The sequence below is a fragment of the Pseudomonas sp. SWI7 genome (assembly GCF_006351945.1).
GTDB lineage: Bacteria > Pseudomonadota > Gammaproteobacteria > Pseudomonadales > Pseudomonadaceae > Aquipseudomonas > Aquipseudomonas fulva.
Window position 1 is genome coordinate 310,035 of the sequence record NZ_CP040930.1, and the last position, 18,868, is coordinate 328,902.

At 61.8% G+C, this 18,868-nt stretch carries 19 protein-coding genes; 11 read left to right on the plus strand and 8 right to left on the minus strand.

Going from position 1 to position 18,868, the window contains the following annotated elements; genetic code table 11:
* Nucleotide 1: 1 nt before the first annotated feature.
* Nucleotides 2-937 carry an AEC family transporter gene (locus tag FH041_RS01460; protein WP_027915878.1) on the plus strand — a complete coding sequence of 312 codons (936 nt, stop codon included), beginning with the start codon at nucleotides 2-4 and terminating at the stop codon, nucleotides 935-937.
* A 129-nt stretch (nucleotides 938-1,066) separates the two neighbouring features.
* Here the strand turns inward: FH041_RS01460 and FH041_RS01465 are convergent, their stop codons facing one another.
* Complete coding sequence (locus tag FH041_RS01465) at nucleotides 1,067-2,065, minus strand: DUF2314 domain-containing protein (RefSeq protein WP_080992823.1); 999 nt, start codon at nucleotides 2,063-2,065, stop codon at nucleotides 1,067-1,069.
* A 111-nt stretch (nucleotides 2,066-2,176) separates the two neighbouring features.
* On the minus strand, nucleotides 2,177-3,484 hold the full coding sequence (locus FH041_RS01470; RefSeq protein WP_125922314.1) for a mechanosensitive ion channel family protein: 1,308 nt from the start codon (nucleotides 3,482-3,484) through the stop codon (nucleotides 2,177-2,179).
* A gap of 140 nt (nucleotides 3,485-3,624) precedes the next feature.
* Here FH041_RS01470 and FH041_RS01475 point away from each other — a divergent pair, with 140 nt between their 5' ends.
* A complete protein-coding gene (locus FH041_RS01475; RefSeq protein ID WP_033695144.1) occupies nucleotides 3,625-4,947 on the plus strand; it encodes a DEAD/DEAH box helicase in 1,323 nt (440 codons plus the stop codon).
* A gap of 57 nt (nucleotides 4,948-5,004) precedes the next feature.
* On the opposite strand, the gene FH041_RS01480 is transcribed toward FH041_RS01475, so the two are convergent.
* On the minus strand, nucleotides 5,005-5,277 hold the full coding sequence (locus tag FH041_RS01480) for a hypothetical protein (protein WP_027915883.1): 273 nt from the start codon (nucleotides 5,275-5,277) through the stop codon (nucleotides 5,005-5,007).
* A 200-nt stretch (nucleotides 5,278-5,477) separates the two neighbouring features.
* Here FH041_RS01480 and FH041_RS01485 point away from each other — a divergent pair, with 200 nt between their 5' ends.
* From FH041_RS01485 to FH041_RS01500, 5 genes are all read left to right on the plus strand, one after another.
* A complete protein-coding gene (locus tag FH041_RS01485; protein WP_028688038.1) occupies nucleotides 5,478-5,885 on the plus strand; it encodes a hypothetical protein in 408 nt (135 codons plus the stop codon).
* 95 nt (nucleotides 5,886-5,980) lie between these two features.
* A complete protein-coding gene (locus FH041_RS01490) occupies nucleotides 5,981-6,907 on the plus strand; it encodes a DMT family transporter (protein WP_027915885.1) in 927 nt (308 codons plus the stop codon).
* A gap of 186 nt (nucleotides 6,908-7,093) precedes the next feature.
* A complete protein-coding gene (locus tag FH041_RS23090) occupies nucleotides 7,094-7,222 on the plus strand; it encodes a PA1414 family protein (protein WP_023533827.1) in 129 nt (42 codons plus the stop codon).
* 345 nt (nucleotides 7,223-7,567) lie between these two features.
* A complete protein-coding gene (locus FH041_RS01495) occupies nucleotides 7,568-9,133 on the plus strand; it encodes a PAS domain-containing methyl-accepting chemotaxis protein (RefSeq protein WP_027915886.1) in 1,566 nt (521 codons plus the stop codon).
* A 90-nt stretch (nucleotides 9,134-9,223) separates the two neighbouring features.
* Complete coding sequence (locus FH041_RS01500) at nucleotides 9,224-9,835, plus strand: tRNA-uridine aminocarboxypropyltransferase (protein ID WP_027915887.1); 612 nt, start codon at nucleotides 9,224-9,226, stop codon at nucleotides 9,833-9,835.
* Between the two features lie 17 nt (nucleotides 9,836-9,852).
* On the opposite strand, the gene FH041_RS01505 is transcribed toward FH041_RS01500, so the two are convergent.
* The 3 genes from FH041_RS01505 to FH041_RS01515 all read right to left on the minus strand — a co-directional run bounded on the left by FH041_RS01505 (nucleotide 9,853) and on the right by FH041_RS01515 (nucleotide 12,481).
* Entirely contained in the window at nucleotides 9,853-11,211 is a 1,359-nt protein-coding gene (locus tag FH041_RS01505) for a TolC family outer membrane protein (RefSeq protein ID WP_027915888.1), read from the minus strand.
* Between the two features lie 310 nt (nucleotides 11,212-11,521).
* Nucleotides 11,522-11,887, minus strand: a complete 366-nt coding sequence (locus FH041_RS01510; RefSeq protein WP_027915889.1) for a YbaN family protein — start codon at nucleotides 11,885-11,887, stop codon at nucleotides 11,522-11,524.
* A 6-nt stretch (nucleotides 11,888-11,893) separates the two neighbouring features.
* On the minus strand, nucleotides 11,894-12,481 hold the full coding sequence (locus tag FH041_RS01515) for a UPF0149 family protein (protein WP_027915890.1): 588 nt from the start codon (nucleotides 12,479-12,481) through the stop codon (nucleotides 11,894-11,896).
* Between the two features lie 241 nt (nucleotides 12,482-12,722).
* Between FH041_RS01515 and recQ the strand changes: the two genes are divergently transcribed.
* The 3 genes from recQ (at nucleotide 12,723) to FH041_RS01535 (ending at nucleotide 15,762) form a co-directional block, all read left to right on the plus strand.
* Nucleotides 12,723-14,870 (plus strand): DNA helicase RecQ, encoded by a 2,148-nt coding sequence (gene recQ, locus FH041_RS01525; protein WP_027915891.1) that lies wholly within the window; start codon nucleotides 12,723-12,725, stop codon nucleotides 14,868-14,870.
* 148 nt (nucleotides 14,871-15,018) lie between these two features.
* Nucleotides 15,019-15,456, plus strand: coding sequence for a MarR family transcriptional regulator (locus FH041_RS01530; RefSeq protein ID WP_023533772.1), 438 nt, complete (start codon nucleotides 15,019-15,021; stop codon nucleotides 15,454-15,456).
* Nucleotides 15,457-15,480: 24 nt separating this feature from the next.
* Entirely contained in the window at nucleotides 15,481-15,762 is a 282-nt protein-coding gene (locus FH041_RS01535) for a SelT/SelW/SelH family protein (RefSeq protein WP_027915892.1), read from the plus strand.
* A gap of 45 nt (nucleotides 15,763-15,807) precedes the next feature.
* On the opposite strand, the gene FH041_RS01540 is transcribed toward FH041_RS01535, so the two are convergent.
* Nucleotides 15,808-16,119, minus strand: coding sequence for a DUF962 domain-containing protein (locus FH041_RS01540; protein WP_027915893.1), 312 nt, complete (start codon nucleotides 16,117-16,119; stop codon nucleotides 15,808-15,810).
* A 153-nt stretch (nucleotides 16,120-16,272) separates the two neighbouring features.
* On the opposite strand from FH041_RS01540, the gene FH041_RS01545 reads away from it, so the two are divergent.
* The gene (locus tag FH041_RS01545; RefSeq protein ID WP_027915894.1) at nucleotides 16,273-17,334 is read left to right on the plus strand and encodes an AraC family transcriptional regulator; all 1,062 of its coding nucleotides are present in this window, start codon (nucleotides 16,273-16,275) and stop codon (nucleotides 17,332-17,334) included.
* On the opposite strand, the gene FH041_RS01550 is transcribed toward FH041_RS01545, so the two are convergent.
* A complete protein-coding gene (locus FH041_RS01550) occupies nucleotides 17,291-18,745 on the minus strand; it encodes a TrkH family potassium uptake protein (RefSeq protein WP_027915895.1) in 1,455 nt (484 codons plus the stop codon). The two genes, FH041_RS01545 and FH041_RS01550, sit on opposite strands and share 44 nt — an antisense overlap.
* Nucleotides 18,746-18,868 lie beyond the last annotated feature (123 nt).

Consider the following 18,868-nt stretch of genomic DNA (forward strand, 5'->3'; position numbering starts at 1 on the left):
CATGCATACCGTTTTCGTGATTGTCGCACCGATCTTTGCGTTGATCATCGTCGGCTACCTGTGCCGCCGTACCCATAAACTGGGCGACAAGGCAGCGGCCGAAATCAACAAGATGGTGGTCTGGCTGTGCCTGCCGGCCTTGCTGTTCAAGGTCACCGCCACGGCCACCTGGGCTGAAATCTGGCACCCTGGGTTCATCGCCGCATTTGGCGCCGGGGCCCTGGCGATGTTTGCGATTACCCTGCTATGGCGGCTGCGCGGCGGCCATGGATTAGTGGCGTCGAGCATCGATGGGCTGAGTGCCGGCTACGCCAACACCGGCTACATCGGCATTCCCTTGTGCTTGCTGCTGTTCGGTCAGCCTGGCTTGCAACCAGCGCTGATTTCATCGTTGATTGTGGTCTGCCTGGTATTTGCCCTGTCGCTGATGCTGATCGAAATCGGCTTGCAGGATGAGCCCGAAGTGGGCCGCGCCGTGGGTCTGGTGCTCAAGGCGTTGGCCAAAAACCCGCTGGTCGTCGCGCCGCTGGCAGGTGCAGCGTGGGCCATGACCGGGCTGGGGCTGGCCGAACCGGTGATGCACTTGCTCGACATGCTCGCATTGGCCACCACGCCCTGTGCATTGGTGTCGCTCGGAGCCTTTCTGGCAGAGAAACAGCCGCGCGCACAGGCCAGCCCCTGGCCGCTGGTGGCGTTGAAATTGATCGGCCAGCCGGCGCTGACCTGGGTGCTGGCGTACAAGGTGTTTCACCTGCCCGACATGTGGGCCGCCTCGGCCGTGCTGCTGGCTGCACTGCCCACCGGTACTGGGCCATTCATGCTGGCGGAGTACTACAACCGGGATGCGGGCTTGATCTCCAGGACCATTCTCTGGTCAACGGTGGTCTCACTGCTGACCTTGACGGCGCTGCTTTACCTTTTGGGGTATGCGCAGTGAATGAGCGGTTCGAACGCTCAGAGATTCCGATCGCGTTCAGCGACATGCTGGCCGGGACCTGAACACTGAGGGTGAGGCGCTGGTCCAGAACGCCTCACCGACACGGCTGCTTGACCGCCGGGTAGGTCGCTAGCGCACCAGCAGCCAGATCAAGGCCACCACGATTACCACGCCAGCCACGATCATCCAGCGCGGCCGGCTGTTTTGCTGTGGCTGCGCCTGGGCGTGGGGCCGGGTGTGCGTCTGCTCCTCGTCAGGTTCAGCGGGTCGCGCCTGCGGGGCAGGGGCATGCGGCGCTGCAAGCGGCACCTCCTCCCCGCGCAACAATCGCACCAGTCGCGGCCAGCCTGCCTGCTCGGCCAGTTGCAACGGCGTTTGACCCAGCGGGTTGAGCGCCGAGGTGTCGGCCCCGTGCTCAAGCAGAGCGCTCACCACCGGGTAGTTGCCCGCCAGCGTTTCGCGGTGCAGCAGCAACCAACCGCCCTCATCGGGATCGGTCACCATGGCAGGATGTTGCACCAGTGCATCGTGCACCTGCGCCACCATGTTCACGGCCATTGGATGGTCAGCCTCTTCCAGCCGCTTGAGCGCTTCGGCGTCAGCAGGAGTATCCAGGGCCCGCGAGAGCAATACCTGAGGTTGCCCTTTGGGTGCCGGTACGAGCGCCACGAACCCGGGCTCACCAAATTCCAGGCCCCACGCCGCATCGTGTTCAGCACGTTCGGTTGCGGGCATCTCGCTGCGCATTGCATCGATGGTGAAGCCTCCATAGACCTCACCGGCAGACACGTACATCCAGTCAGTGAGCGCCGAAAACGGCAGCGTCACACGCTGCGCTGCATCGAAGCCCGTAGCCCATTCCGGTTCGTTGAGCAGTACGCCGCTGATCGAGACGCCGTCGAACGCCACTTCGCTGAGCCACATGTTCTCGACGGTTGGCAGTTCCGGGTCGTTGCCCTGGACCGGGAAAGCCATCTTCACGGCGGCCATTTCCAGGCCCTTGATGATCCGGCGCGCCTCCCAGGAGAGCTCGCGCCAGAAGAACTTGAACGTGGCCTGTGCATTGGCGATGGCGGCTTGAAGGGCAGGGCTGTTGTCGTCGGCCGGGTAGATGATTTGCTCGGTCATGGGGTACATCCGTGTGAGTGCGCGTTGATGACGAAGAGTATCAAGGTCATCTGACCGAAGAGCAGGGAGCTGGTTCGAGAGGCTGGCGAGCCTTGAACACAGCCGCCTGGCTTAAGCCTCGCTCATTTCCTCCAGATGCCGCGGCATCGGCTCCTGCACGGGCGCATTGTGCACGGCCAGGCCTACGCGCATGTCATTGCCACTGGGCTGCTGATACAAACTCAATCCGAACTCCGGCAGCACCGCCAACAGGTAATCGAAGATGTCCCCTTGGATGCGCTCGTACTCGGCCCACACCGTGGTGGTGGTGAAGCAGTAGATTTCCAGCGGCACGCCTTCTGCCGTGGTCTGCATCTGGCGGACCATGCAGGTCATGTTCGCGTGCACGTCGGGATGGTTTCTCAGGTAGGCCAGAGCGAAGGCGCGGAAGGTGCCGATGTTGGTCAGCTTGCGGCGGTTGGCCGAGAGTTCCGCCACCGGCCCCAAGGCTTCGTTCCAGCTTTGCAGCTCCTGACGCTTGCCGGCCAGGTAGTCACCCAGCAGGCGCACCTGGCCCAGGCGCTGTTCCTCTTCTCGGGTCAGAAAACGGACCCCGGCGGCATCGATGAACAGGCTGCGCTTGATGCGCCGGCCGCCTGATTGCTGCATGCCACGGTAGTTGCGGAACGATTCGCTCATCAGGCGCCAGGTGGGGATGGAAACGATGGTCTTGTCGAAGTTCTGTACCTTGACCGTGTGCAGGGTAATGTCCACCACATCGCCATCGGCGCCGACCTGCGGCATTTCGATCCAGTCGCCGACGTGCAACATGTCGTTGCTGGTCAGCTGCACGCTGGCCACGAACGACAAGAGCGTGTCCTTGTACACCAACAGCAGCACGGCCGACATCGCGCCCAGGCCAGACAGCAGCAGCAACGGCGAACGGTCGATCAGGGTAGCGACGATGACGATGGCCGCGAAGATCCACAGCATCATCTTGGCCAGTTGCACATAGCCCTTGATGGAGCGAGTGCGGGCGTGCTCGGTGCGGGCATAGATGTCGAGCAGGGCATCGAGCAGGCACGACAGGGCCATGGTCATGAACAGCAGCGTGAAGGCCAACGCCAGGTTGCCCAGAAAGTGCTGGGCGGTGTCGGACAGCTCCGGCACCAGCTTGAGCCCGAACTGCAGTACCAGCGACGGTGTGGTCTGCGCCAGGCGGTGGAAGACCTTGTTGTGACGCAAGTCGTCGAGCCATTTCAGGGCTGGCTGGCGTGCCAGCAGGCGGGCGCCGTGCAGCACCAGAAAGCGCGCCAGGCGCCCTAGAATCAGCGATATCACCAGCAATACGGCTAGGCCGATGGCGGCGTGCAGCATGGGGTGTTGGTCGAGTGTGCCCCACAGGTCGAGGGAGTCGCGCCAGAAGCGTTGGATGTCCATGGGCTTGCTTACAGTCTTGTTGCCAAACGAAGCGTTATTAGAACGCGGATGGGCAGGCCCATGCCAAAAGAAATTCGGCTAAATCGCTAGAAAACGTTACCCTATGCAGCTGATTTCCGTACTTGCCTGAGGTTACCTCCGTGTTCTCCCAATTCGCCTTGCACGAACGCCTGCTCAAAGCCGTGGCCGAGCTTAAATTCGTCGAGCCTACCCCGGTGCAGGCCGCCGCCATTCCCCTGGCGCTGCAAGGGCGGGACCTGCGTGTCACCGCGCAGACCGGCAGTGGCAAGACGGCAGCGTTCGTTCTGCCGCTGCTCAATCGTCTGGTCGATCTGCGCGAGCGTCGTGTGGAGATTCGCGCGCTGATCCTGCTGCCTACCCGTGAGCTGGCACAGCAGACCCTCAAGCAGGTGCAGCTGTTCTCGCAGTTCACCTACATCAAGTCGGGCCTGGTGACCGGGGGCGAAGACTTCAAGGAACAGGCCGCCATGCTGCGCAAGGTGCCGGACGTGCTGATCGGCACACCGGGCCGTTTGCTTGAGCAGCTCAACGCCGGCAACCTCGACCTGTCCCACGTCCAGGTGCTGATCCTGGACGAAGCCGACCGCATGCTCGACATGGGCTTCGCCGAGGACATGGAGCGCCTGTGCAAGGAATGCGAAAACCGCGAGCAGACCCTGCTGTTCTCGGCCACTACCGGCGGCGCGGCCTTGCGCGACATGATCGGCAAGGTCCTGAAGGACCCTGAGCACCTGATGCTCAACAGCGTGTCACAATTGGCCGAGGGCACTCGCCAACAGATCATCACCGCCGACCATGACCAGCACAAAGAGCAGATCGTGCAATGGCTGCTGGCCAACGAAACCTTCGACAAGGCGATCATCTTCTCCAATACCCGCGCCATGGCTGACCGTATCTACGGTCACCTGGTCGCCAAGGACGTCAAGGCGTTCGTGCTGCATGGCGAGAAGGACCAGAAAGACCGCAAGCTGGCCATCGAGCGCTTCAAGCAGGGCAGCTCCAAGGTGTTGGTCGCCACCGACGTGGCCGCGCGGGGCCTGGACATCGATGGGCTGGACCTGGTCATCAACTTCGACATGCCACGCAGCGGCGATGAATACGTGCACCGGGTGGGCCGTACCGGGCGCGCCGGCGGCGAAGGCTTGGCGATCTCGCTGATCACCCATAACGACTGGAACCTGATGTCCAGCATCGAGCGCTACCTCAAGCAGCAGTTCGAGCGCCGGGTCATCAAGGAAGTCAAGGGCACCTATAGCGGGCCCAAGAAGGTCAAGGCGTCTGGCAAGGCTGCCAGTACCAAAAAGAAGAAGACGGACAAGAAAGGTGGTGACAAGAAGGCCACTGCCAAGCGCAAGCCTACGGCCAAGCCCAAGGCCAACGCACCGTTGACCAGCTCCGATGGGCTCGCACCGTTGAAGAAGCGCAAGCCCTCAGCCGAGTAATACCAGGGGCCTGGGCCAGGGCAGCGCTCAGCGCTGCTCTGGCCTAACGTCCCTGTATCACCCTGCCTTTTTCTCGGCCGCTTTCAATTCCTTGATACGCGTGTCGATCAACTGACACTTGTCCGGCAAGTCCTTGCTGGCGGTTCCCAGCTGCATGCCTTGCAGTTCCTCGTTGATTTCCTTGGCCTTCGCCGGGTTCTGTTCGGTCAGTTGAGCCACCAGCCCAGCCAGTTCCTCGCGCTTTTGCGTCGCTTCTTCCGGCGTGCATGCCCAGGCGGGCAACGCGCTGCACAAGGTAACCAGGCAAGTGATACGCAGCAGTGGTTTCATCCTTTAGCCCTCCGGCGTTGTTGATGGACGGTTGAGGTGCAGCAAACCGATTGGTTCACAGCCTTGGATGAATGGGCAGAAGCTGGCGTGGTTTCTTGCAGCTAATGCACGCGACCTTCAGGCCATTTGCGTGGAACGTGCGAAGATTCGGAAGGTCCCAAGCCTGTGTACATCCTCGACGCACACCAGGAGGTAATCGCATGCGTACTGTCTATAACTGGGACCTGATCGAACGCTTGTTGCATGAAGTACAAAACGGTAGCGGGCAAAACTTCACGCCCCGCCCTTATGCCGAAGCGCATGCCGCTGACCTGGCGGCCAAGGGGGAGCCGGTCGGTGACCTGGATCGCCTCAAAACCCAGGCCTGCGACTATGAGAAGCTGCTTCTGGAGCGAGGCTATATTCAAAGCCGCCCGGAAGAGGAGGGTGGTAACGGCGAAAACTTCGTACTAACCGAGCGAGGGTCGCGCCTGATGAGCCTGATCGACAGCAGCATTCCAGGCTTTGAACACCCGCGGCAAGTGCTGGACGATCAGGAAGATGCGTTGGATGAAAGCACCTTCGAGCACGTCTCGTCCAAGGCGCAGATTGCCGGTGGTGCCATTTAAGGCTGGCCAGTGAGGCATGCGTGAATCGATAATCTCCTGTCCCTCTCTTCAGGTGAATCACTGCGCATGCCTTTGTACCGTCTCGAGGTCCGCCGATGAGCGTGGCCCGCAAGAACCCCGATGCCTTCGCGTTCCAGGTCATGGTGGTGCTCTGCCTGATCTGGGGCAGCCAGCAGGTGCTGATAAAAACGGCCGCCGTGGACATTGCCCCGGTGATGCAGGCAACCCTGCGCAATTGCATCGCTGCGGTGCTGGTCGGGTTGATGGTGCTTTGGCGCGGCGACTGGAAGCAGATGGGGGTGACCTGGCGCGCGGGTGTACTGGCGGGTGGGTTGTTCGGGCTTGAGTTTCTGTTCATTGCCGAAGGGCTCAAGCTGACCACGGCCGCGCACATGTCAGTATTCCTGTACACAGCGCCAATCTTCACTGCCCTTGGCCTGCATTTCATGCTGCCCAGCGAACGGCTGAGGTTGTTGCAGTGGCTGGGTATACTGCTGGCGTTCGTGGGCATTGCAATGGCCTTTGCGGGTGGGACGTCATGGGCCAACATGGACGGGCGCACCTTGCTGGGAGATGCCTTCGGGGTACTGGCCGGCTTGGCGTGGGGCGCGACCACGGTCGTGGTCAGGGGGTCGCGGCTTTCCGAGGCGCCGGCAACCCTTACCCTGTTCTATCAGCTAGCCGTAGGTTTCGTCGGTTTACTGCTCATTGGGCTGATCACGGGGCAGGCCGGCGATGTGGTCATGACGCCGCTGGCGGTTGGGAGCGTGTTGTTTCAGGGCGTAATCGTCTCGTTCATCAGCTACCTGACCTGGTTCTGGCTGTTGCGCAAATACCTGGCATCGAACCTGGCTGTGTTTTCATTCATCACGCCCCTGTTCGGCGTCACCTTCGGGGTGTTGATCCTGGGCGAGCCGCTGACCGTGAATTTCGTGCTTGGCGCTGTGCTGGTGCTCTTGGGGGTGGTTCTGGTAAGTGCCGAGCCCTGGGTACGGCAGCAATTGCGCAAATGGGTCGGATGAGGGGGCAAGCAGTAACATAGGGAAACGATTGGCAGTGCCAGGAAATCCCCCAAACGGCTTGATCAGCGTCACAATCACCCCCATCTGTAAGATCAGATATAGGCGTCAGCCGATACATGCGGCTATGATCTGTGTAAGGCAGCGCCGAACTGATTCGCCGTTAGGCTTACCCGTAAAGGGGGCATTATGAATAAAGCACTGTACAACTGGCTCCACGACCTTGGGGTTGCCTTGGGTTTGATTCCGCCGCCCTTGCAGCCGGTTCCCATACCGACTGACGAAAAGCAGCGCCCTCGCCAGCCACGACGCCGCTGAGCGAGCGAAGCCCGTTCTCCCGTTTTGGGTAGAGCGGCTTTTTTGTTCCGATCAGCGTTTCTGCTCCCGGCACGTCCGCTGCCAGGTTCCGTCTGTTCAGGCGGCTTAATGCCGCCTGATGCAACCCCGCTCCGCCCCCTGTCATGCCTCCCGCTTCATGCGCTCATCCCCGTTCATTGCGACCTGTTTCAGCCAGCTGCGACATTGGGTTAAACATTGCGTTGATGTATTTCGTCAGGATGCAATAATTTCCTGCGGCTACGGCCTCCTATTTGAAAGCGCTCTGCTACATATCAACCTTGCGCCTATTTTTCTCACATTTTCATCCTGCAAGGATCGCCGAAGATGCGCACGAACCTGCCCGTCACCGAGCACGAAAGAACCTTCCCCGGCGATCAGCGCCTGATCTCGACCACCGATCTGGATAGCCGAATCACCTACTGCAACGAAGCGTTCGTGGCCATCAGTGGCTTCACCTATGACGAGTTGGTGGGTCAGCCCCACAATTTGGTACGTCACCCGGATATGCCCGCCGCGGTGTTTGGCCATATGTGGGACACCATCAAGCAGGGCAAGCCCTGGATGGGAATCGTCAAAAACCGGGCAAAGAACGGTGACTATTACTGGGTCAGTGCCTATGTCACGCCCATCTACGAACAAGGCCGCGTCAGTGGTTACGAGTCAGTGCGTTCAGTGCCCAGCCGCGCGCAGATCGCACGTGCCGAGCGCCTGTACGCACGCCTGCGCAGTGACCGCGCACCGTTGCCTTGGGTGGCACGTGTGCGTCAGCGCCTGGGGACTGGCTGGCCGCTTGCCGCCGCCGGGGTGATATCGGCGCTGGCCTATGCCAGCCTGCCGGCCTACGCTGCGCTGGCGGTACTGATGACCAGTCTGCTGCTGGCCTGGTACGTCATCGAACGCCAGCACAGCCAAGCCATCCAGCGCACGCTGGCCGCACACCCCAAGGCTTTCACCAGCCCGCTGGTGGCGCTGACCTATAGCGCCAGCCCCGGGCTGCATGGGCAAATGGACCTGGCCATCCTGAGTGAAGAAGCACGCCTGCAAACGGCCCTGACCCGGCTTGAGGATGCAGGCGTGGGGGTCAAGGACCGGGCGTCACAATCCTCGAAATTGTCAGACACCCAGGCCGCGATGCTTGACCGTCAGCGCAGTGAAACGGATCAATCGGCCACTGCCATCGCCGAGATGGCAGCCACCATCCAGCAGGTCACGCAGAACGTTCAGAACACGGCCCATGCTGCCGGTGACGCCGATCAGCTCGCTCAGCGCGGCAGCGAGCTGGCCCAGCAGAGCCTGCATGCCATGGACAGCATGAGCGAGGCGGTCAGTGACATTGGCCAGGCCGTCAATGCGCTCGCTCAGCAGACCCAGTCCATCGGCAGCGTGGTCGATGTGATCACTGCCATTGCCGAGCAGACCAACCTGCTGGCACTCAACGCTGCTATCGAAGCAGCCCGTGCGGGAGAGCAAGGGCGGGGGTTTGCCGTGGTGGCGGACGAGGTCCGTTCGCTGGCCCAGCGTACCCGCACCTCGACCGAGGAAATTCACCAGATCATCGCCACCCTGCGCGCCGGTGCCGAGCGGGCGGTGAGTTCCGCCGGCCACGGTGAACGCATCGCGCGCGACAGCAGGCAAAGCGTCGAGGCCGTGCAGAACGCGCTGGTCGGCATCGCCCAGGCGGTCAGCAGGATCACAGGCATGAGCCAGCAGATGGCTGCCGCTTCCGAACAGCAAAGCCATGTGGCCGAGGACATCAACCAGCAGATCACGCGCATTGCCCAGTTGTGCGATCAAAGCGCCGGGCAGGCACGGCAAGGCGCGCAAATCAGCCAGGACCTCGAACGCATGGCCGACTACCTCTATGGCTTGGCCGAGCGCTTCAATCGCTGATCGCCAATGCCTGCGTTGGGCGCGCTTTGGCCTGAAGGCGTGCCAGTTGATCTGCGATTGTGTGGCACACTGCGCGGCCAAGGAGACCCCATGTCCAGACCCCGCTGCGAGCGCTGCCTGCGCCCCCTCGACCATTGCCTCTGCGCCTTGATACCTGCGATCAGCAGCAGGACCCGCGTGTTGCTGCTGCAGCACCCAAGCGAGGCGTCTCATGCGCTGAACACGGCTCGCCTGGCAGCGCTTGGCCTGGTCAATGCCCAGTTGCACGTAGGTGAGGTATTCAAGGACCTGGATCAATGGCTGGCAATGCCAGGTTATCGGCCAGTGGTGTTGTTCCCGGGCGCGGACTCACAAGCGCTCGGGCCTTACACGCAGACCGACGGCATGCCGTTGTTGCTGGTCGTGCCGGACGGCACCTGGCGCAAGGCGCGCAAGTTGATGTACCTCAACCCGCTGCTGGCGGCTCTGCCGAAAGTAACCCTAGGGAATGTGACGCCGTCACGCTACCGACTGCGCAAGGCCCCGGAGGCAGGCGCGCTATCGACCATCGAGGCGGTGGTGCAGGCCTTGAACGTGCTCGAGCAACCGGTCAGCTTCGACGCCGTGCTGGCGCCGTTCGAAGGCCTGATCGAAGGGCAGATCCAAGCCATGGGGGCAGGCACCTACCAGCGTAATCATCGCAAGGACACAGGGGCGCCCTGAACGGCGCCCCGGTGCAATCAGCGCATCTCGGGCAGATGGGCTTCGGTGCGCACCTCGGTGGCAGCATAGGCGTCAGGCGGCAGCGAGATGCGCTGCTTGCTCAACAGCTCGCCCATGGTGGCCAGTACCCGGTAGCGGGAATAGGCTTCGGTGTAGCGTACCTCGGTGTAACGACGGTCGGCGTTGTACAGTTCGTTCTCACTGTCGAGCACGTCCAGCAGGGTGCGCTGGCCAAGGCCAAACTGGTCCTGGTAGGCAGCACGCACCCGTTTGGTGGTGTCGGCGTATTCGCGCGCGGTAGGCAACTGCTTGCTGGCGTTGTTCAAGGCGTTCCAGGCCAGGCTCAGGTTTTCGGTCAGCTCGCGCAGTGCATTGTTGCGAATGTCCATAGCCTGGTTGATCTTGTGCGCATCGGAGTTCAGGCGTGCCTTGTCGCTGCCACCGCGGAACAGGTTGTAGTTCATCTCTACGCCTGCCTGCCAGTCGTTGTTGCTGTGGCCTTTTTCACCGCCGGTGTTGTTGTTGGCACCGGTGGCCAGAATGGCATCAAAGCGCGGGTAGAAGGTCGACTTGGCAACCTTGTACTGCTCTTCGGCAGCGTTAACGTCTGCCTGGGCCGACTTGAGGTAGGGGTTGTTCTGGCGCATGCCTTCGCGTGCTTCTTCCAGCGTTGCAGGCATCTGCACGGCAACCGCTTGCGGGTCTTCCAGCTCATCCGGCACACGGCCTACGACGCTGAAGAAGTTGGCCTCGGCATCGGCCAGGTCGACCTCTGCGGTATCCAGGTTGTTTTCCGCCAGGGCGCGACGGGCACGGGACTGGTCCAGGTCAGCCGTGCTGCCTACGCCCCGTTCGTTGCGCAGGCCGATCTGGTCGTTCACTCGCAGGTGGGCTTGCAGGTTGTTCTTGGCAAGGCTCACCAGTTCGCGGCGCTTGAGCACTTCCAGGTAGACCTCGATGGCGCGCAAGGCAACGTCCTGAGCCACCGCCTGGGTGTAGTACGCACGGGAAGTGGAGACCGCTTGGGTGCGGCCCACTTCGCTGGAGGTGTTGAACCCATCGAAGATCATCTGCCGCAGGCGCAGGTCGGCCTGGGAGTAGTTGAGGGTTTCTTTGTTATGACGGCCTTCTGCGCGCGTATTGGCGTTGTCAGAGCGCTGACGGCCGTAGCCCGCCACCAAGTCGACGGACGGGTAGTAGCCCCCACGGGCGAACTTCACATCTTCATCAGCAGACAACTTGCTGTTGCGGTTCGAGCTGACCTGGGGGTGGTAATCCACGGCGCTTTGGACAGCTTCGGTGATCGACATCGCCTGCACGTGGGCACTTGCCAGAGCCAACAGCAACGCGCTGGTGATGGGGTTCAAAAGACGCATGGGTACCTCTCCCTGATCCTGGTTTTTCCTGCAGATCGCCAAAAAAATGACTATATTTTGATGCCGTATAGTGTTGCAGGTTTTTTAGCCCACAGCTAAGTACATTCACTGGAATGAGTAAGAAGATTTATTCATATCAACGTGCCATGTTCGACATTAATTGTCTAACGATTAGTAGGGTTGCTGCTGAATCAGGCGCCACTCGGCGCCGTCCAGATGGCGCTGGACGTGGGCTACAGGCAGTTCCAGAACGGATTTAGATAAAAAACCAGCACGGAAGGCCAAATTGATATTTGGCGACAAATTATTGTCACTTACGCGGTGTATAGGTTTTTTGTCGAAGAATGTAGACAGTGACGCCCACCGCACTGGCCAGCATGAACAGCCGTGCCCAAGGAAACGCAACCAGGTAGCAGGAAACGGCGATACTCAACCACATCAGGCCTAGGGCATAAGCCTTGGCTTTGAGCGGCATCCCCTCGCCCCCGAGATAGCCCCTGATCCAGGGCCCCAGGCGAGGGTGGTTGACCAACCAGTTGTGAAAGCGCGGCGAGCTGCGGGCAAAACACGCCGCTGCCAGCAGGAGAAACGGCGTGGTCGGCAGTACCGGCAGGAAGACGCCGACCACGCCCAGCGCCACGCTCAGCCAGCCGATGGCCAGCAACAGGTAGCGCATGCCGGCTTAGTGGTGACGGGGCTTGAGCAGTGCCGGTTTCTCTTCCGGAGCATGCAGCAGCAGGAACAGCGCGGTCAGGGCCTCGGGAATCTGCACGATCATGTCGTCCTGGAGGCTGGCATTACTGGCGATGTCGGCAAATTCAGGCTGCTCGTCGAACAGGCCAGAACCGACCATGATCGGTAGCAGCATCTCGCTCACTTCTTCCTCGGCGTTCTCGAACCAGGCTTCCTCACGCAGGAAAACCCCTTCCATGAAGCCGATGCACCAGCCGCGCAGGTCGGAGTCGTCTGGGTCATCGCCCAGATCCAGGTCGCACGGCAGTTCGAACTCGTCATCGCTGGCCAACTGGCGCGCGATATGGCCTTTGAGGGCAACCAGGGTGGCTTCGATCTCCACGCGCTGGGCCTCGCTGGCGTAGTGCGGTTCTTCGGCGAACAAGGCGTCGATCCATTCGCGCTCGGGCACCTCCTCGGCGTTGATCGACAAGGCAGTGAGGTAGCCGTGGGCGGCGACATAGTCCAGCGCTTCTTCGTGCAGCTCATCGGCGTCGAGGAAGGCTTGCAGGCGGGTCAGTTGCTCGGCGAAGGACATTACGGGGCTACCTTGGGAATAAACGATACCGAATTCTAGCACCTTGCAGCGTCAGCGGGGCAAAGACACGCCCATCGCAACGGTGCCAGTGCAGGGGGTGGGTGCGGTATACTTGGCGGTTTCCAGCCAAAGGCCCACCGTTGTCGGGCCCTTGGCAAAAACCGCTTACGCATTCGGCGTGTGCGGCGCGGGTTTTTCGTCCAGCCTGTAGCGGGGTGGTACGGCGTTTTTGGAGTTGCACATGCTCGAACAGGCTCAGCGCGTTCTCAAGGACATCTTCGGTTACGACAGCTTCCGAGGGCGCCAGGCAGCGATCATCGAATGCGTAGCCAATGGTGGCGATGCCCTGGTGCTGATGCCCACAGGTGGCGGCAAGTCGCTGTGTTTCCAGGTGCCGGGGTTGCTGCGCCCAGGCTTGACCGTGGTAGTGTCGCCGTTGATCGCACTGATGGACGACCAGGTCGCCACGCTCGATGAACTGGGGGTGTCGGCCGCTGCGCTGAACTCCACGCTCAACGCCGAGCAGCAACGTGAGCTGGCCGGGCGCCTGCGCCGCGGCGAGGTGAAGATGCTCTACCTGGCGCCAGAGCGCCTAGTGCAACCGCGCATGCTCGATTTTCTGCGCGACCTGGACATTTCCCTGTTCGCCATCGACGAAGCCCACTGCGTATCCCAGTGGGGCCACGATTTTCGCCCCGAATACTTGCAACTGGGCCAACTGGCCGAGCTGTTCCCCCATGTACCCCGCATCGCGCTCACCGCGACTGCGGACATGCGTACCCGGGAAGAAATCGTCCAGCGTCTGCACCTGCAGGGGGCCGAGCGCTTCCTGTCGAGCTTCGACCGGCCGAACATCTTCTACCGCATCGTCCCCAAGGAAGCGCCCCGCAAGCAGCTCATGGCATTTCTCGGCGAACGCCGTGGAAACGCAGGTATCGTCTATTGCCTGTCGCGCAAGAAAGTCGACGAAACCGCTGCCTTCCTCTGCGACCAAGGCTTCCCGGCGCTGCCATACCACGCCGGTCTGCCGGCTGAAACGCGCTCGGCCAACCAGCATCGGTTCCTCAACGAAGAAGGGCTGATCATGGTCGCGACCATCGCCTTTGGCATGGGCATCGACAAGCCCAACGTGCGTTTCGTCGCGCACTTGGACCTGCCAAAGTCGCTGGAAGCCTACTACCAGGAAACCGGTCGCGCCGGTCGTGACGGCCTGCCTTCGGACGCCTGGATGGCGTACGGCTTGCAGGACATGGTCATGCTCAAGCAAATGCTGCAGAACTCCGAAGGTGACGAGCGCCACAAGCGCATCGAGCAGCACAAACTCGACGCGATGCTTGCCTTGTGCGAGGAGACACGTTGCCGACGCCAGACCTTGCTGGCGTACTTCGATGAGACGCTGGAACAGCCCTGCGGGCACTGCGACAACTGTGTCGACAATGTGCAGACGTGGGATGCCACCGAGCCTGCCCGTCAGGCGTTGTCAGCGGTATTTCGTACCGGCCAGCGTTATGGCGTGGGGCATTTGGTGGACGTGCTGCTGGGCAAGCAGACCGAGAAAGTGACCAATTTCGGACATGACAAACTGTCGGTGTTCGGCGTCGGCAAGGCGCTGGCCGAGGCCGATTGGCGCTCCCTGTTCCGCCAACTGGTGGCCCGTGGCCTGGTGGATATCGACCTGGAAGGCTACGGCGGCCTGCGCCTATCGGACAGCTGCCGGCCGCTGTTGCGGGGCGAGGTCACGTTGCAACTGCGCCGTGACCTGAAGCCGCAGACCGTGGCCAAGGCATCGTCTTCTGGCGGCGGCAGCCCGGCCAGCCAGTTGGTGCGCGCAGAAGAACGCGAATTGTGGGAAGCGCTGCGCACCTTGCGCCGCAAGCTTGCCGAAGAGCACCGCGTCCCGCCTTACGTCATCTTCCCGGACTCCACCTTGCTCGAGATGCTGCGCAGCCAGCCGGTGACCCTGAGCGACATGGCGCAGGTCAGCGGTGTTGGCGCCCGCAAGCTGGAACGCTACGGGCAGGCTTTCCTGGAAGTGCTCAATGGCAGTGGCGGTACCCCTGAGGCGCCGAAGGTGGTACTGGACTTGCGTCATGAGTTGGTCAGCCTGGCCCGCGCCGGCATGACGCCGGCGCAGATCGCCGGCCAGCTCGACTGCACGGAAAAGAATGTCTACAGCCTGCTGGCCGAGGCGTTGGGGCGTCAGGAGCTTAACCTCGAACAGGCGCTGGACCTGCCGGAAGATCTTCTGTCGGAGATCCAGGATGCCTTCCTCGACGGCGAAGGCGAATTGCCACCCGTTTCCACCATTGCGCCGTTGTTCGGATCACGTGTGCCAGACGGCGTCTTGCACTGCGTGCGCGCCGCCTTGGCGGCAGAGTTCGAGCTGTAACGATGCACGCTGCCTTGCCCCAAGCGGTTTGCTGATCCGTGTCATGCCAGCGCATGTTTCCCCTGCAGCAGCGCGACCGGACGGCTTGCCTCGTCGCGCCGCGCATGATTAGCTGCCTAACAATTAGAACTGTTCAACGAGTCGCTTTATGCCCCTGACCGACAATCAACACCGCTTCGGCATGCAGCTTGCCCAGATGTCCCGTGGTTGGCGTGCCGAGCTTGATCGCCGCCTGGCCGGCCTCAATCTGTCGCAGGCGCGGTGGCTGGTGCTGCTGCACCTGGCGCGGTTCGAGGAGGCGCCCACCCAGCGCGAACTGGCCCAGAGCGTCGGCGTCGAGGGCCCGACCCTGGCGCGGTTGCTCGACAGCCTCGAAGGGCAGGGGCTGGTGCGCCGCCAGGCCGTTGTCGAAGACCGGCGGGCCAAGAAGATTGTGCTGTGCCCCCCGGCCAAGCCCCTGATCGAGCAGATCGAGACCATCGCCAATCAGCTACGCATCGAGCTTTTCACAGGTGTCGACGAAGCAGACCTTGAGGTCTGCATGCGGGTCCATGCCAAGATTCTGGGCAACCTCGAAAAGCCCTGATCCATCGATTGCGAGGGGTATCACATGACCGAGCCAAAGCCTGAAATCATCATCACCTATTGCACCCAGTGCCAGTGGCTGTTGCGTGCCGGCTGGCTGGCCCAAGAGCTACTCAGTACGTTTGGCCAGGACCTGGGGCAGGTGGCCTTGCAGCCCGCCAGCGGCGGCGTCTTTCGCATCACGTGCGATGGCGTGCAGGTGTGGGAGCGCAAGGCCGATGGCGGCTTCCCCGAAGCGAAGGTGCTCAAGCAGCGCATACGCGATCAGATCGATCCACAGCGCGACCTGGGTCACAACGATCGCTGACCGCCCTGGCCGTGTCGATACCGCGGGCAGTCTGGCCCTTTGGCGTCAGAGGCGCACCTTGCCCAGTAGCACGTCCCTGAACATCGCAAAATCCCCCAGCAGGCTGTAGAAGGGATAGGTAAAGGTCGCTGGCCGATTCTTCTCGAAAAAGAAATGACCTGCCCAGGCCAGGCCGTAGCCGACCACGGGCACGGCGAGCAGCAGCATCCACTTGCCGCTACCAATGGCATAGGCCAGCAGGGCAATGACCAGGCTGGTGCCCACGAAGTGCAGACGACGGCACGTGGGGTTGCTGTGCTCACTGAGGTAGTAGGGATAGAACTCGGCGAAGGTTCGGAATTGCGCTGTGCGGTCCATGACACTGCTCCGGAAGGTTGACTGGCGAATGATAGACACGGCGTGGAGCCTGATTCGAGTCTAGAGTCACTGACGAGGCGTACCAGTGACAATAGGCGCCAATTGAGTATCCTTGGGGTTCACCGCAGGAGCGGTCAGCATAAGAAGCGTGCCATGAGCGAAAGAACCACCTCCGCCAGCTGGGCATCTGGGATCGTCAAGGCGCTGGAGCTCGAAGGGCTCGATTGCCAGGCCATGTTCAAGCAGCTGGGGCTGGACTTCGCTGCTCTCGATGATCCGGATGCGCGCTTCCCGCAGGACGCCATGACCCGGCTCTGGCAACTGGCGGTGGAGCTGTCGGGCAATGAAGCAATAGGCCTGAACATGGCGCGCGTGGTCAGGCCTGCATCCTTTCATGTGGTGGGCTACGCGCTGATGTCCAGCCGTACCCTGGCCGAAGGCTTCGCACGGCTGGTGCGCTATCAGCGCATCATTGCCGAAAGTTCTGACTTGAGCTTCATCCTCACCCCTGAAGGCTATTCGCTGATCCTGACCGTGCACGGCGACCACTTGCCGCCCACCCGGCACAGTGCCGAGGCGTCGCTGGCCTGTGCGCTGTCCTTGTGCAAATGGCTTAGCGGCCGGCCAGTGCAGCCGCGGCGGGTACTGATACAGGGGCCACCGCCCAAGCACCTGGAACCCTACAAGGTAGCCTTTCATTCCCCGTTGATCTTCAATGCCCCCCACGATGCTCTGGTGTTCGAGCGGGCTGACATGGAGGCACCCCTGCCCACGGCCAACGAAGCCATGGCCGTGTTGCACGATCGGTTCGCCGGTGAGTACCTGGCACGTTTCTCGGAGAGCCGGGTGACCCATCGGGTGCGTCAGGTGCTGTGCCGCATCCTGCCCCAGGGCGAGCCCAAGCGTGAAACCCTGGCACAGGCACTGCACCTGTCCCAGCGCACCTTGCAGCGCCGGCTGCAAGACGAGGGCACCAGCTTCCAGGCGTTACTTGACGATACCCGGCGCGAATTGGCCGAACAGTACCTGGCCCAGCCCACCATGACCTTGCTGGAAACTGCCTACCTGCTTGGCTTCGCCGACCCTAGCAACTTCTATCGGGCCTTTCGCCGTTGGTTTGGCGTCACGCCCAGCGAGTACCGGGCACGCCTGGGCACCGATCTCGACGCCGTCAGTGACGCCAGAAAGCCGGCATGCACAACACCAGCACGGTGATGATTTCCAGCCGGCCCAGCAGCATGCCGCCGGCCAGGATCCACTTCGCAGCGTCGGGCAGTTTGGCGTAGTTGCCGGACGGCCCGATCACTTCGCCAAGGCCGGGGCCCACACCGGACACCGTCCCGGCCGCGCCGGTCAGGGCGGTCATCCAGTCGACCCCCAGCAATGACAGCAGCAATGCCATCACGCAGATGGTGATGGCGAAGAAGAAGGAAAACGTGAGGATGGAGCGTACGATTTCTTCGTCGAGGCGATGCCCGTTGTACTTCTGCTTGATCACCGCCCGGGGGTGTATCAACTGGTTGAGGTTAGCCTTGAGCAGGATGTAGGCCACCTGGAACCGGAATATCTTGATGCCGCCGGCCGTCGAGCCGGAGCACCCGCCCACGAATCCCAGGTAGAAGAACAGCATCAACGAAAAATTGCCCCACAGGCTGTAGTCACCCAACGCAAACCCTGTGGTGGTCACGACCGAGGTCACGTTCAGTGCGACGTGACGCAAGGCATCGAGCCAGTGCAGGTTGGTGGTGTACCAGTACCAGGTGCCCAGTATCACCCAGGTCGCGACCAGCATGCCCAGCAAGCCTTGCACCTGTTGATCACGTATCAGGGCCCCGCGGTTGCCGCGCAACGTGGCCACGTACAAGGTGAACGGCAGGCTGCCGAGGATCATCACCACCACGGCCACCCAGTGCACGGCGGGCATGTCCCATTTGGCCAGGGACTGGTCGGACGTTGAAAAACCGCCGGTGGAGATCGCCGACATGGCGTGGTTGATCGCATCGAACGGGCTCATGCCGGCCCACCAGAACGCCAGGGCACCGAAAATGGAAAACCCGACATAGACCCCGACGATGGACTTGGCGACCATGTGCGAGCGCGGCATCACCTTCTCGGAGCGGTCCGAGGATTCGGTCTGGAACAGCCTCATGCCGCCGATGCGCAACAGGGGAAGAATGGCCACCGCCATGGCGATGAAGCCGATGCCGCCCAGCCAGTGCAGCATCGAGCGCCACATCAGGATGCCGGGCGACATGCTGTCCAGGCCGCTGAGTACGGTAGCGCCAGTGGCGGTGATGCCCGACATGCTTTCGAAAAACGCATCGGTGTAGCTGATGTGCTGCGTAAGCAGAAAGGGCAGGGCAGCGAATACGCACACCACCACCCAGGAACACACCGTCAGCAGGTACATGTCACGCGGACGCAAATGCACGTGCTCCGGCCTGCCGGGCACTACCAGCAGCAGGCCCGCCACGAAGGTGATCAGGCTCGACCAGAGAAAGGACGGCAGGTCGCTGGTGCGTTCGAAAATCACCAAGGTAGCCATGGGGACAGCCATGCCCACGGCGAGGGTGATGAGGAAGATGCCGATGATGAAACCAATGATCCTTAAGGTCGGCAACGCCATGTGTTCTGCTCGGGCTCGAAACGGAAGGGCGCCATTCTACCTGTGGGGCGCAAAGGCTCAAGGCCAAGCTGCATCTTCATGCTGCAGGTCTCCGACGAGGTCGGGCTTGCAGCCTGGGGCCGG

Bases quoted from the DNA above. Each gene is read 5' to 3' on its own strand.
- FH041_RS01460 (WP_027915878.1), top strand. From the start codon at position 2: ATGCATACCGTTTTCGTGATTGTCGCACCGATCTTTGCGTTGATCATC.
- FH041_RS01465 (WP_080992823.1), bottom strand. From the start codon at position 2,065: ATGACCGAGCAAATCATCTACCCGGCCGACGACAACAGCCCTGCCCTT.
- FH041_RS01470 (WP_125922314.1), bottom strand. From the start codon at position 3,484: ATGGACATCCAACGCTTCTGGCGCGACTCCCTCGACCTGTGGGGCACA.
- FH041_RS01480 (WP_027915883.1), bottom strand. From the start codon at position 5,277: ATGAAACCACTGCTGCGTATCACTTGCCTGGTTACCTTGTGCAGCGCG.
- FH041_RS01485 (WP_028688038.1), top strand. From the start codon at position 5,478: ATGCGTACTGTCTATAACTGGGACCTGATCGAACGCTTGTTGCATGAA.
- FH041_RS01490 (WP_027915885.1), top strand. From the start codon at position 5,981: ATGAGCGTGGCCCGCAAGAACCCCGATGCCTTCGCGTTCCAGGTCATG.
- FH041_RS23090 (WP_023533827.1), top strand. From the start codon at position 7,094: ATGAATAAAGCACTGTACAACTGGCTCCACGACCTTGGGGTTGCCTTG.
- FH041_RS01495 (WP_027915886.1), top strand. From the start codon at position 7,568: ATGCGCACGAACCTGCCCGTCACCGAGCACGAAAGAACCTTCCCCGGC.
- FH041_RS01500 (WP_027915887.1), top strand. From the start codon at position 9,224: ATGTCCAGACCCCGCTGCGAGCGCTGCCTGCGCCCCCTCGACCATTGC.
- FH041_RS01505 (WP_027915888.1), bottom strand. From the start codon at position 11,211: ATGCGTCTTTTGAACCCCATCACCAGCGCGTTGCTGTTGGCTCTGGCA.
- FH041_RS01510 (WP_027915889.1), bottom strand. From the start codon at position 11,887: ATGCGCTACCTGTTGCTGGCCATCGGCTGGCTGAGCGTGGCGCTGGGC.
- FH041_RS01515 (WP_027915890.1), bottom strand. From the start codon at position 12,481: ATGTCCTTCGCCGAGCAACTGACCCGCCTGCAAGCCTTCCTCGACGCC.
- recQ (WP_027915891.1), top strand. From the start codon at position 12,723: ATGCTCGAACAGGCTCAGCGCGTTCTCAAGGACATCTTCGGTTACGAC.
- FH041_RS01530 (WP_023533772.1), top strand. From the start codon at position 15,019: ATGCCCCTGACCGACAATCAACACCGCTTCGGCATGCAGCTTGCCCAG.
- FH041_RS01535 (WP_027915892.1), top strand. From the start codon at position 15,481: ATGACCGAGCCAAAGCCTGAAATCATCATCACCTATTGCACCCAGTGC.
- FH041_RS01540 (WP_027915893.1), bottom strand. From the start codon at position 16,119: ATGGACCGCACAGCGCAATTCCGAACCTTCGCCGAGTTCTATCCCTAC.
- FH041_RS01545 (WP_027915894.1), top strand. From the start codon at position 16,273: ATGAGCGAAAGAACCACCTCCGCCAGCTGGGCATCTGGGATCGTCAAG.
- FH041_RS01550 (WP_027915895.1), bottom strand. From the start codon at position 18,745: ATGGCGTTGCCGACCTTAAGGATCATTGGTTTCATCATCGGCATCTTC.